Origin of the sequence: Streptomyces sp. NBC_00210, from assembly GCF_045160975.1 — a bacterium.
Lineage (GTDB): Bacteria > Actinomycetota > Actinomycetes > Streptomycetales > Streptomycetaceae > Streptomyces.
This window is the reverse complement of the sequence record NZ_CP108120.1, coordinates 2,299,909-2,312,581: the sequence shown is the minus strand read 5'-3', so window position 1 is coordinate 2,312,581 and position 12,673 is coordinate 2,299,909. Positions and strand designations below refer to the sequence as shown.

The following is a 12,673-nucleotide window of genomic DNA, read 5'->3' as shown; positions in this document are numbered from 1 at the left end:
CGTGCGGGATTTTCCTCCGGCACTTTTCATCACTCTTCGATCGACGTAAGGATCCAATGACCTCCTCTTCATCCCCTTCCCAGGACGAGCAGAGCTTCGCGGAGACGCGCACCGAGAGCCTTCGGGCCGATGCCCTGATGGAAGAGGACGTCGCCTGGAGCCACGAGATCGACGGAGAGCGGGACGGCGATCAGTTCGACCGCTCCGAGCGCGCCGCGCTGCGGCGTGTGGCGGGTCTCTCCACCGAGCTCGAGGACGTCACCGAGGTCGAGTACCGGCAGCTGCGCCTGGAGCGTGTGGTGCTGGTCGGCGTATGGACCTCGGGGACGGTGCAGGACGCGGAGAACTCCCTCGCCGAGCTGGCGGCACTCGCCGAGACGGCGGGCGCGCTGGTGCTCGACGGCGTCATCCAGCGCCGTGACAAGCCGGACCCGGCCACCTTCATCGGCTCGGGCAAGGCGCGGGAGCTGCGCGACATCGTGCTCGAAACCGGCGCCGACACCGTCGTCTGCGACGGTGAGCTCAGCCCCGGTCAGCTCATCGCACTCGAAGACGTAGTCAAGGTGAAGGTGGTCGACCGGACCGCCCTTATCCTCGACATCTTCGCCCAGCACGCCAAGTCCCGAGAGGGCAAGGCGCAGGTCGCGCTCGCGCAGATGCAGTACATGCTGCCCAGGCTGCGCGGCTGGGGTCAGTCACTGTCCCGGCAGATGGGTGGCGGCGGCGGTGGCGGCATGGCCACTCGTGGTCCCGGTGAGACCAAGATCGAAACGGACCGTCGGCGGATCCGCGAGAAGATGGCGAAGATGCGCCGGGAGATCGCGGAGATGAAGACGGGCCGCGAGATCAAGCGCAAGGAGCGCCGGCGCAACAAGGTGCCTTCGGTCGCGATCGCCGGATACACCAACGCAGGAAAGTCGTCGCTGCTCAACCGCCTCACGGGCGCCGGCGTCCTGGTGGAGAACGCGCTGTTCGCCACCCTGGACCCGACCGTCCGCCGGGCCGAGGCGCCGAGCGGCCGGACCTACACCCTGACCGACACCGTCGGGTTCGTACGGCATCTGCCGCACCACCTCGTCGAGGCGTTCCGCTCCACGATGGAGGAGGTCGGGGACTCCGACCTGATCCTGCATGTGGTGGACGGGGCACACCCGGCGCCGGAGGAGCAGCTGGCCGCCGTGCGCGAGGTGATCCGCGATGTGGGCGCCACGGACGTGCCCGAGATCGTGGTGATCAACAAGGCGGACGCGGCCGATCCGCTGGTGCTGCAGCGACTGCTGCGCATCGAGCGGCATGCGATCGCGGTGTCGGCGCGGACCGGTGCAGGCATCGACGAGCTGCTCGCGCTCATCGATGTCGAGCTGCCACGGCCCAAGGTCGAGGTCGAGGTTCTCCTGCCGTACACGCAGGGTGGGCTGGTCTCGCGGGTGCACGCCGAGGGCGAGGTTCTCTCCGAGGAACACACCACGGAGGGCACGCTGCTCAAGGCGCGGGTGCACGAGGAGCTGGCCGCGGCGCTGGCGCCCTATGTCCCGGTGACTCACTGACGCGTCCCACTGCCAGACCGAAGGCCCGCACCCCACACGGGGCGCGGGCCTTCGGGTTTTATGCGATCCCGTCGGCTACTTGTCGCCGTACTTCTCGCTCATCACGTTGTAGAGCTGCTCGGCTCCCGCGCCCAGCTGAGGGCCGGCCAGCCAGCCATTGGTGACCGGGCCGATCGAGGTGTTGGAGACCAGTACGGTCTTCTTGCCCAGGACGCGGAACCAGCCGCCACCGGAGGAACCGCCGGTCATGGTGCAGCCGATGCGGTACATCGCAGGGGTGCCGGCGACCACCGTAAGACGGCCGGGACGGTCGATGCACTTGTGCATGAGGAGGCCGTTGTACGGCGGAGCGGCCGGATAGCCCCAGGCGCCCATCGCGTCGACGGAAGAGGCCGCCGGAGCGGAGAAGTCGACCGACAGGGCGTTGCCGACCGTCTGCTCAAGGGACTTGGTGCCGTGCTCGGGCTTGACGTGCAGAACGGCGTAGTCGTACGGAGCACCGCCCGCGCCCGTCGGGCCGCCCGCACTGATCCACTCGTTCGATGTCGAGACCCAGTCCGCCCAGAACATGCCGTACGGTGCGATCTCCTCAGGCCGGGCGTTCGCCAGCTCGGCCTCCGACTTGCCCTTGTCGTTGTACGACGGCACGAACGTGATGTTGCGGTACCAGCCGCCCTTCATGCCTGCGTGCACACAGTGGCCCGCGGTCCACACGAGGTTGGACTTACCGGGGTTGCGCGGATCCTTCACGACGGTGCCGGAGCAGACCATCGTGCCTTCGGGGGAGTCGAAGAAGACCTTACCGACAGGGGCCGCGTAGTCGTGGTACGGGAGCTTCTCAGCCTGGGCCTTGACGGGCCGGGGCTCCGGGTCGGTGCCGGAGTCGACCGGGGCATCCTTCGTGGCAAGCGTCTTCGAGGGGTCCTTGGCCTCCTTCATCCGCTGGGGCTTCCACAAGCCCTCGATCACCGGATTGACGAAGTCCTTCGCTTCACGGAGCCACTTGTCCTTCTCCCAGTTCTTCCACTCGCCGTTCTTCCACTTGTCCAGGTCGACACCGTGCTCCTTGAGTTTGTCGGCCAGGTCCGCGGGAAGGGCGTCGCCGCCCGTGTCGGCGGCGGTGCTGGAAGAGGCGGGCTTGTCGGCGGCCTTGTCCTCGCCGGGGCCACAGGCGGTGGCCGTCAGCGCGAGGGCCGCGGCGATGCCGGTGGCGGCCAGCAACGGACGTATGGATCGCATGGAAACGATTCCCCCTGAAGTGCAATGGATTTGTGCCATGAACGTGTCACGCGAAAGGGCGGCCTTCCGGGGCCGCCCATGACGCGGCACCACTCTAAGGCGGTGCGGAGCTGTGGAGTTGAGAGGGGCTCCCACCTGCACGGAGTCTCCACGAGAGGGGCTCTCGGAGCCGGCGGTCTGCACGAAAAGGGAGGCGGGAGCCTGCGGCCTGGCAGCCGCGGACCCCCGCCTCCCTCGGTAGACGCGGACTGGTGCTCAGCGACCCGCGAACTTCTTGCTCACCGCGTTGTAGACGCCCTTGGCCTCGTCACCGAGGCGCGGACCGGCCAGCCAGCCGGCCGTGACCGGGCCGATGGAGGTGTTGGACACGAGGGCGGGCTTGCCGTCCTGGCCCTTGGCCACCCAGCCGCCGCCGGAGGAACCACCGGTCATGGTGCAGCCGATGCGGTACATCGTCGGCTCGTTGGCCTTGACGGACAGCCGGCCCGGCTTGTCGGAGCACTGGAACAACTTCTCGCCGTCGAACGGCGGCGCCGCCGGGTAACCGGTGGCGGTGATGTTGTCGATCTTCGGCACTGCCGGAGCGTTGAACTCCACCGGAAGCGCCGAACCGACCGTCTCCTCGAGGGACTTGCCCGTGCTGCCCTTCTCCGGAGTCACATGGATCACCGCGAAGTCGTACGGCGCGCCCTGGCCGCCGGTCGCGGCGCCCTGGGAGATCCACTGCTCGGAGGTCTGGGCCCAGTCGCCCCACCACACGCCGTACGGAGCGATCTGCTCCTTGGTCATCTTCGCCAGCTCGGCGGTGGACTTGGCGCCGTCGTTGTACGACGGCACGAAGGCGATGTTGCGGTACCAGCCGCCCTTCTTGCCCGCGTGCACACAGTGGCCCGCGGTCCACACCAAGTTGGACTTGCCAGGGTTGGCCGGGTCCTTCACGACGGTCGCGGAGCAGACCATCGAACCCTCCGGTCCGTCGAAGAGGACCTTGCCGGCCTCCGCCGCGTTGGAGTGGTACGGGGCCTTCACGGCCTGCGCGTTGACCGGCTCGGGCGTCGGGTCGGTGACTCCCTTGTCGCCCGAGATGTCGTTGTCGACGGGCTTCTCCGGCGGCTTCTCGGCCTCGCGCATCCGGTCCGGGTCCCACAGGTCCTCGATGATCGGATTGACGAAGTCCTTGGCTTCACGGAGCCACTTGTCCTTGTTCCAGTTCTTCCACTCGCCGTTCTTCCACTTGTCCAGGTCGATCCCGTGCTCCTTGAGCCGGTCCTTGAGGTCGTCCGGGATCGTGATCTTGTCGTCGGCGGGCTGGCTCGCGGGAGTGGTCGGCTTGCCGCCCGCGTTGTCCTCGCTCGGACCACAGGCGGTGGCAGCCAGCGCGAGCACGGCGGCGATGGAAGCCGCTGCCAGCGTCGGGCGAATGGGTCGCATCTCTTGATCCCCCTGGGACTTCAGTACTTCTGAACTGTCGGGCGGCCCTCAACTATGCCGGTGCCGATGGGGACGGCACTCACCAGGTCCGCGGTTCCGTCACCAACGATCGTCCGCCCCAAGGATCTTCCGATTGCCCGTGATCCCCAGCTTGCGGCGTCGTTGGTACGTACGGGGTACCCAAGGTGAGCGTTCAGCCCGGCCGGGCGGCGTACGAACGCTGTACCGATGTGCAACGCAACCGTTACAGCAGGAGGACCAACAGCCGTGGCCGTGACCGAACCTGCTCCGGTGGCGCCGCCCGTCGCGCACGAGGGAATTCTGCGCCGTCAGTCGCTCCGTGAGTCCGCGGCCCGTACGTATGCACGCTCGCTGCCCATCGTTCCTGTCCGGGCCAGGGGGCTGACGATCGAGGGAGCGGACGGTCGGCGCTATCTCGACTGCCTCTCGGGTGCGGGAACCCTGGCGCTCGGTCATAACCATCCCGTGGTGCTCGAAGCGATCAAGAAGGTCCTCGACTCGGGGGCGCCGCTGCACGTCCTGGACCTCGCCACGCCGGTCAAGGACGCGTTCACCACAGAGCTGTTCGCCACGCTGCCGCGCCAGTTGGCCGATGACGCACGCATCCAGTTCTGCGGGCCCGCGGGTACCGATGCGGTCGAGGCGGCTCTCAAACTCGTCCGCACGGCGACCGGCCGCAACGGCCTCCTCGCCTTCACCGGCGCCTACCACGGCATGACGGCAGGCGCCCTCGACGCATCGGGCGGCGCCACCGATGTACGGGTGTCCCGGCTGCCCTTCCCGCAGAACTACCGCTGCCCCTTCGGCATCGGCGGCGAACGCGGTGCCGAACTCGGCGCACGCTGGACCGAGAGCCTCCTCGACGACCCCAAGGGCGGGGTGCCCAGGCCGGCCGGAATGATCCTGGAACCGGTGCAGGGTGAGGGCGGGGTGATCCCGGCCCCGGACGCCTGGATGCGCAGAATGCGGGAGATCACCGCCGCCCGCTCCATCCCCCTGATCGCCGACGAGGTACAGACGGGCGTCGGGCGCACCGGCACCTTCTGGGCGGTCGAACACAGCGGCGTCGTACCGGATGTGATGGTCCTGTCCAAGGCGATCGGTGGCTCCCTTCCACTGGCCGTGATCGTCTACCGGTCCGAACTCGACGCCTGGCAGCCCGGCGCCCACGCCGGCACCTTCCGCGGCAATCAGCTCGCCATGGCGGCGGGCGCGGCCACCCTTGCCTTCGTACGCGAGAACCGGCTGGCCGAGCGCGCCGCAACCCTTGGCGCGCGCATGCTGGGCCGCCTGCAGGGGCTGGCGGCGGCACACCCCTGCATCGGGGACGTACGCGGCCGGGGCCTCATGATCGGCGTCGAGCTCGTGGACCCCGACGCCGCACCGCCGGACGCCCTGGTCCCGCCCTCCGCACCCGCCCTTGCCGCCGCCGTTCAGCAGGAGTGCCTGACGCGCGGGCTCATCGTCGAACTCGGCGGACGCCACTCCGGCGTCGTACGGCTGCTCCCTCCTCTCACACTCACCGACGAGCAGGCCATGGCTGTCCTCGACCGCTTCGCCGACGCCCTGGCCGCCGCCGAGCGCTCACGGCAACGCTGCACCGACGGCGGACAGTCCTACTGACCCGGACGATCACAAGGAAGACCCCCGTGAATCCCACCCCCGCACCCGATGCGCCCGAGGCCGACGGCCGTTCCACCGCCCCCGAACGAGGACAGGCCGGCGGGCGCGGCCGCGTCACTGTTGAATCGCCGACGGTGCCGTGCCAACAGACTCCCGGTCACGGCGAACAGCAGACCTCCACCACTGGCCCGTCCGCGGGGATCGCAGACACCGAGCTTCTCGACCACCCCGATCCGTACCGCGCCGCGGACGCGGCGGCTGTCGAGAATCTGCTCCGCTGCTGGGTGCGGGAGAACAACCTCGACAAGCCCGACGGACATACCCTGCGCATCCCCCTGCCCACCACCGGCACGGCACTGCTCGTCCCCGTCCGGTACTGGTCGCCCTGTGGATGGCACCGCTTCGGCCTGCCGGTCCTGGAGGGAGCGCTGCGCGACGCGCCCGCCGCCGACGGCGTCACCGTCGCAGCCCTCCTCGGCCGTGAGGCGGGCCAGACCGAAGGAGCCGACCTGGTCGGCCGGGTCGCCGATTCCGTACGGCGCACCGCCGACTTCATCAGCGACCGGCGCGCGGACCCCACTCCCACCCCCGAGGCGGACCTCTTCCTCACCGCCGAGCAGTCGCTCCTGCTCGGCCACCCGCTGCACCCCACGCCCAAGAGCCGCGAAGGACTCTCCGAGGCAGAAGCCGAGCTCTACTCACCGGAGTTGCACGGCTCCTTCCCTTTGCACTGGATGGCCGTCGACAGATCAGTACTGGCCACCGAATCGGCCTGGACCGAACAGGGCCGCACTCTGCCGGCCGAGCGGCTCATCACTCGTCTCTGTGGGGACCTCCAACTCCCCGACCACGCGGTTGCGTTGCCGCTCCACCCCTGGCAGGCCCGCGAACTGCGACACCGACCCGGCGTCAGGGCCCTTCTCGATGCCGGCCTCCTGCACGACCTGGGGCCCTTTGGAGACCACTGGCATCCCACCTCTTCGGTCCGCACCGTGCACCGGCCCGGCGCCCCGGCCATGCTCAAACTCTCCCTCGGCCTTCGCATCACCAACTCCCGTCGTGAGAACCTCCGCAAGGAACTCCACCGCGGCGTCGAAGTCCACCGCCTGCTCCGCACCGGACTCGCCAAACAGTGGCAAGCCGCCCACCCCGGCTTCGACATCGTGCGCGACCCTGCCTGGCTCGCGGTCGACTCAGTTGACGGCGAGCCGCTGCCCGGACTCGACGTCGTGCTGCGCCACAATCCGTTCGGGCTCGGCGACGACGCTGTCTGCATCGCGGGTCTGACCGCCCCCCGCCCATGGCCGGGCCGACCCGGGATGTACTCGCGCCTCGCCGACATCGTGGCCAGGCTTGCCGAGCGCACCGGCCGCCCCACCGGCGCCGTAGCCGCAGAGTGGTTCCTCCGCTATCTCGACCACGTCGTACGCCCGGTGCTCTGGCTGGACGCCAAGGCGGGCATCGCCCTCGAAGCCCACCAGCAGAACACCCTGGTGATCCTCGACCCGGAAGGCTGGCCCGTCGGCGGCCGCTACCGCGACAACCAGGGCTACTACTTCCGTCAGTCGCACCGTGCCGCACTCGAGAGCCGGCTCCCCGGCATCGGATCCAGGAGCGACACCTTTGTCTCCGACGATGTCACCGACGAGCGCTTCGCCTACTACCTCGGCATCAACAATGTCTTCGGCCTGATCGGAGCCTTCGGCTCGCAGCGCCTTGCCGACGAGCGCGTACTCATCGCCGCATTCCGGCAGTTTCTCTCCGCGACCGCGGCCCTCGGCTCGCCGCTGCCCATGCAGCTCCTCGACGCCCCCACGCTCCGCTCCAAGGCCAATCTGCTCACCCGGCTGCGCGGCCTCGACGAACTCGTCGGCCCGGTCGACACCCAGTCCGTTTACGTCACCATCACCAACCCCCTTCGTTCTTGAGGCAACACAACCCGACCGACCTGCGAGAGGAGAGCGCCACCGTGCCTCCCACCGATGCGAGCACCGACACCGGAGCCGGCCCCCCACCCCGGCTCGCGGGGGGCAGTCCCGCACCGCAGCTCGCCGGGGGCGTCGAGGACACCTTGGACCTGCGGCTTCCAGAGGAGTTCCTCGCGCTGTTCCGGGAGGACGAGGCGTCCGCCGGCCCCGAGCAGGCGGACACCGCGGCTGCCGGCGATCTGCTGGACGCCCCGGCCGAGTGGGGGTCCGTGACCACCTCGCTCGGGGCCTTCCAGCTCGTCCCCGTACGCATCGAGCGTGACCTGGCACTGATTACCCGCTGGATGAACGACCCCGCCGTGGCTGCCTTCTGGGAAATGGCGGGACCCGACTCCGTCACCGCCGCCCATCTGCGCACCCAGCTCGACGGTGACGGCCGCAGCGTCCCCTGTCTCGGGGTGCTCGATGGCATCCCCATGAGCTACTTCGAGATCTACCGCGCCGATCTCGACCCACTGGCACGGCACTATCCCGCCCGTCCGCATGACACCGGCATCCACCTCCTCATCGGCGGCGTGGCAGACCGCGGCCGCGGTATCGGCTCCATCCTCCTCAGAGCCGTCACCGATCTCGTGCTCGACCATCGCCCTCGATGCGCACGCGTCATCGCTGAACCCGATCTGCGTAACACCCCTTCCGTCGCGGCCTTCTTGAGCGCCGGCTTCCGCTTCTCCGCCGAAGTCGACCTTCCTGACAAGCGAGCCGCGCTCATGGTCCGCGACCGCGCCCTTCGCAACCTGCTGTGAACGACCCGCTGCCCTACTTACACCGCTCGACCCGCATCGGTTCCACTCGAGGAGTCCCCGTGCCGAAGTTCCCTGCCACCCACGACTCCGAACAGCCGCACGTGGTCCCGTTCACGCCGCCAGGCCTGACCCCACAGGCATGGGACCTGGCCGCCGGCCGCCTTCTGGCCAAGATGCTCGGCGAGTTCGCCTATGAAGAGATCATCAAGCCGGAAGAGGTCACGGAGCCGGAGGAGATCACCGGGCCCGAAGTGCTCACCGGGCCCGAAGCGCTCACCGGGCGGGAGGAGATCAGCGGGCGGGAAGAGGCCACCGTGCCGGTCCCGGCATCCCGTGCCCGCCGCTATACGCTCACGATCGACGACGGCAGCAGCCTCTCCTTCCGGGCCCGGCGCGGAGCGTACGGAGGCTGGCGCGTCGATCCTGCCTCCATCGAACACGACTCCCGGCGCTTCACCGATCCGCTCGCCTTCCTCTCCCGGGCCCATCACCTGCTCGCTCTCGACGGCGCCACCCTCGGTCATCTCCTGCGAGAGCTGACCGTCACGCTTCTCTCCGACACCGGGCTCGATCACAGCGCGTTGACCGCAGCCGAGCTCGCAGACCTCGGCTATGCCGAAATCGAAGGCCACCAGACAGGTCACCCCTGGCTCGTACTCAACAAGGGCCGTATCGGCTTCTCCGCCACCGACACCGCCCGCTGGTCGCCCGAGGCCCGCAGGCCGGCCCGGCTCCCCTGGCTCGCGGTCAGCCGCAGCCTTGCCGACTACCGTGGAGTCCCCGGGCTCGCCGGACCCGACGATCTGTACGCCCGTGAACTGGACGCCTCCGTACGCGAGTCCTTCGCCACCACGCTGCGCGGCAGGGGCCTCGACCCCGATTCGTACCTCTTTCTCCCCGTACACCCCTGGCAGTGGGACGAGGTGCTCCTGCCCCTCTTCGCCCCCGCCGTCGCGCGAGGAGACATCGTTCCGCTTGCCTCGGACGGTGACCTGCGGCTGCCGCAGCAGTCCATCCGCACCTTCGTGAACGTCGACCGTGCAGAACGGCACACCCTCAAACTGCCGCTGTCCATCCTCAACACCCTGGTCTGGCGTGGCCTGCCGACCGAACGCACCCTCGCCGCCCCCGCAGTCACCGCCTGGGTGCACGGCCTGCGCGACACGGACCCTTTTCTGCGCGACGAATGCGGCGTGATCCTGCTCGGGGAGGTCGCGTCCGTCACCGTCGAGCACCCTCTCTACGACCACCTTCCCGAGGTGCCCTACCAGTACAAGGAGCTCCTCGGGGCGATCTGGCGCGAGCCGCTGGGGCCCCGCCTCGCCCCTGGCGAGCGGGCCCGCACCCTCGCCTCACTGCTGCACACCGACCCCCACGGCCGAGCGTTCACCGCCGAACTCGTCGCCCGCTCCGGGCTCGCCCCGGCTGCCTGGCTCCGGCGGCTCTTCTCCGCGCTGCTCCCGCCGCTGCTGCACTTCCTCTACCGCTATGGCACCGTCTTCTCCCCGCACGGAGAGAACGCGATCGTCGTCTTCGACGACAGTGATGTGCCGGTGCGGCTGGCGATCAAGGACTTCGTCGACGATGTGAACGTCAGCGCCCAGCCGCTGCCCGAGCACGCTTCCATGCCCGACGACGTGCGGCAGATCCTCCTCACCGAGGAGCCCGCCTTCCTCACGCAGTTCATCCACGCAGGGCTCTTCATCGGGGTCTTCCGCTATCTTGCGCCCCTCTGCGAGGAACAACTGGGCGTCCCGGAGAACCAGTTCTTCTCGCTCGTACGGGCCGAGATCCTGCGCCACCAGGCCCGTTTCCCGGAGCTCAAGGAGCGTTACGAGACGTTCGACCTGCTCACGCCGCGTATCGAGCGTCTCTGCCTGAACCGCAACCGGTTGCATCTCGACGGCTACCGGGACCGCCCTGACCGCCCGCACGCCGCCGTGCACGGCACGGTCCCCAATCCGCTGGGCGCCGTCTGATGACCTCGTCGACGAACCCATCGATAAACCGATGCCTGACCGCGTTGTCAGTGGCGCCCCGTAGGCTGGTACGGCTATGACGAAGCCATCCCTCCCCGAGCTCCTCCACGCCGCCGTCACCGCCGTCGGCGGTGTGGAACGACCAGGCCAGGTCACCATGGCCGAGGCCGTCGCCGAGGCCGTCGACGACAATTCCCACCTGCTTGTCCAGGCCGGCACCGGCACCGGAAAGTCCCTCGGATATCTGGTGCCCGCCCTGGCGCACGGGGAGCGTGTGGTCGTGGCCACGGCCACGCTGGCCCTGCAGCGGCAGCTGGTGGAGCGTGATCTTCCGCGTACGGTCGAGGCGTTGCACCCACTGCTGCGCCGCCGCCCCGAGTTCGCCATGCTCAAGGGCCGTTCCAACTATCTCTGTCTGCACCGCCTGCATGAGGGCGTACCGCAGGAAGAGGAGGACGGGCTCTTCGACCAGTTCGAAGCTGCCGCGCCCACCAGCAAGCTCGGTCAGGATCTGCTGCGGATGCGTGACTGGTCCGACGAGACCGAGACCGGGGACCGGGACGATCTCACCCCGGGAGTCTCGGACCGGGCGTGGGCACAGGTCTCCGTCTCCTCCCGGGAGTGCCTCGGTGCCTCGAAGTGCGCGTACGGTGCCGAGTGCTTCGCCGAGGCTGCGCGCGAGCGCGCCAAGCTCGCCGATGTCGTCGTCACCAATCACGCACTTCTGGCCATCGATGCCATCGAGGGCGCTCCAGTGCTCCCGCAGCATGAGGTGCTGATCGTCGACGAGGCCCATGAGCTGGTCTCCCGGGTCACCGGCGTCGCGACCGGCGAGCTCACGCCGGGCCAGGTCAACCGTGCCGTGCGCCGCGCCGCCAAGCTGGTCAACGAGAAGGCGGCGGACGCTCTGCAGACCGCTGCCGAGACCTTCGAGCGGCTGATGGAGCTCGCGCTGCCGGGCCGACTCGAGGAGATCCCCGAGGACCTGGGGTACGCCTTGATGGCTCTGCGGGACGCTGCCCGCACGGTCATCTCGGCCCTCGGCAGCACCCGCGACAAGTCCGTCCAGGACGAGGACGCCGTACGCAAGCAGGCCCTCGCCTCCGTGGAGAACATCCATGACGTGGCCGAGCGCATCACGCAAGGGTCCGAGTACGACGTCGTCTGGTACGAGCGCCACGACCGTTTCGGCGCGTCCCTGAGGGTGGCCCCGCTCTCGGTCTCCGGTCTGCTGCGCGAGAAGCTGTTCGCCGAACGGTCCGTGGTGCTGACCTCTGCCACGCTGAAGCTCGGCGGCGACTTCAACGGGGTCGGGGCCTCGCTGGGCCTCGCTCCCGAGGGCACCGCAGGCGATGCCCTCGGCGGAGCCGCAGATGTCGTGAGTCCGCAGTGGAAGGGGCTCGACGTCGGCTCGCCGTTCGACTACCCGAAGCAGGGCATTCTGTATGTCGCCCGCCATCTGGCGACACCGGGGCGGGAAGGCTCCCGTGGCGACATGATGGACGAACTCGCTGATCTGGTGGAGGCGGCCGGCGGTCGTACGCTCGGCCTCTTTTCCTCCATGCGGGCCGCCCAGGCTGCGGCCGAGGAGCTGCGCGGCAGGCTCGACAAGCCGATTCTGCTTCAGGGCGAGGAGACTCTGGGTGAGCTGATCAAGTCCTTCGCCGCCTCCCCCGAGACCTGTCTGTTCGGCACGCTCTCCCTGTGGCAGGGCGTCGATGTCCCAGGGGCCAGCTGCCAGCTGGTCGTCATGGACCGGATTCCGTTCCCGCGTCCCGATGATCCGCTGATGAGCGCCCGGCAGAAGGCCGTGGAGGAGGCCGGCGGCAATGGCTTCATGGCCGTCGCCGCCACGCATGCCGCACTGCTGATGGCCCAGGGCGCCGGCCGTCTCGTACGCGCCACGGGCGACCGCGGCGTTGTCGCCGTACTCGACCCGCGGCTGGCCAACGCCCGTTACGGCAGCTATCTGCGCGCCTCGCTGCCGGACTTCTGGTACACCACCGACCGCAACCAGGTGCGGCGCTCGCTGGCCGCGATCGACGCCGCCGCCAAGGCCGACGGCAGGTAGTACCCAAGACAGCCACCCGTAACGGCCT

General features: G+C 69.1%; 8 protein-coding genes. 6 read left to right on the top strand and 2 right to left on the bottom strand.

The annotated features are described in order from the left end of the window. Positions 1–56 precede the first annotated feature (56 nt). Positions 57–1,547, top strand: a complete 1,491-nt coding sequence (gene hflX / locus OG729_RS10335) for a GTPase HflX (RefSeq protein ID WP_360870028.1) — start codon at positions 57–59, stop codon at positions 1,545–1,547. A 75-nt stretch (positions 1,548–1,622) separates the two neighbouring features. Here hflX and OG729_RS10330 read toward each other — a convergent pair whose 3' ends face one another. Continuing rightward, the gene (locus OG729_RS10330; RefSeq protein WP_405805679.1) at positions 1,623–2,786 is read right to left on the bottom strand and encodes a trypsin-like serine peptidase; all 1,164 of its coding nucleotides are present in this window, start codon (positions 2,784–2,786) and stop codon (positions 1,623–1,625) included. Positions 2,787–3,041: 255 nt separating this feature from the next. Further along, on the bottom strand, positions 3,042–4,217 hold the full coding sequence (locus OG729_RS10325; protein ID WP_360870034.1) for a hypothetical protein: 1,176 nt from the start codon (positions 4,215–4,217) through the stop codon (positions 3,042–3,044). Between the two features lie 267 nt (positions 4,218–4,484). Between OG729_RS10325 and OG729_RS10320 the strand changes: the two genes are divergently transcribed. The 5 genes from OG729_RS10320 to OG729_RS10300 all read left to right on the top strand — a co-directional run bounded on the left by OG729_RS10320 (position 4,485) and on the right by OG729_RS10300 (position 12,645). After that, on the top strand, positions 4,485–5,861 hold the full coding sequence (locus tag OG729_RS10320) for a diaminobutyrate--2-oxoglutarate transaminase family protein (RefSeq protein ID WP_405805678.1): 1,377 nt from the start codon (positions 4,485–4,487) through the stop codon (positions 5,859–5,861). 26 nt (positions 5,862–5,887) lie between these two features. After that, on the top strand, positions 5,888–7,789 hold the full coding sequence (locus tag OG729_RS10315) for an IucA/IucC family protein (protein WP_405805677.1): 1,902 nt from the start codon (positions 5,888–5,890) through the stop codon (positions 7,787–7,789). A gap of 41 nt (positions 7,790–7,830) precedes the next feature. Beyond that, positions 7,831–8,595 (top strand): GNAT family N-acetyltransferase, encoded by a 765-nt coding sequence (locus tag OG729_RS10310; protein ID WP_360870043.1) that lies wholly within the window; start codon positions 7,831–7,833, stop codon positions 8,593–8,595. 59 nt (positions 8,596–8,654) lie between these two features. After that, positions 8,655–10,574, top strand: coding sequence for an IucA/IucC family protein (locus OG729_RS10305; protein ID WP_405805676.1), 1,920 nt, complete (start codon positions 8,655–8,657; stop codon positions 10,572–10,574). Between the two features lie 76 nt (positions 10,575–10,650). Continuing rightward, the gene (locus tag OG729_RS10300; RefSeq protein ID WP_405805674.1) at positions 10,651–12,645 is read left to right on the top strand and encodes an ATP-dependent DNA helicase; all 1,995 of its coding nucleotides are present in this window, start codon (positions 10,651–10,653) and stop codon (positions 12,643–12,645) included. Positions 12,646–12,673: the final 28 nt, after the last annotated feature.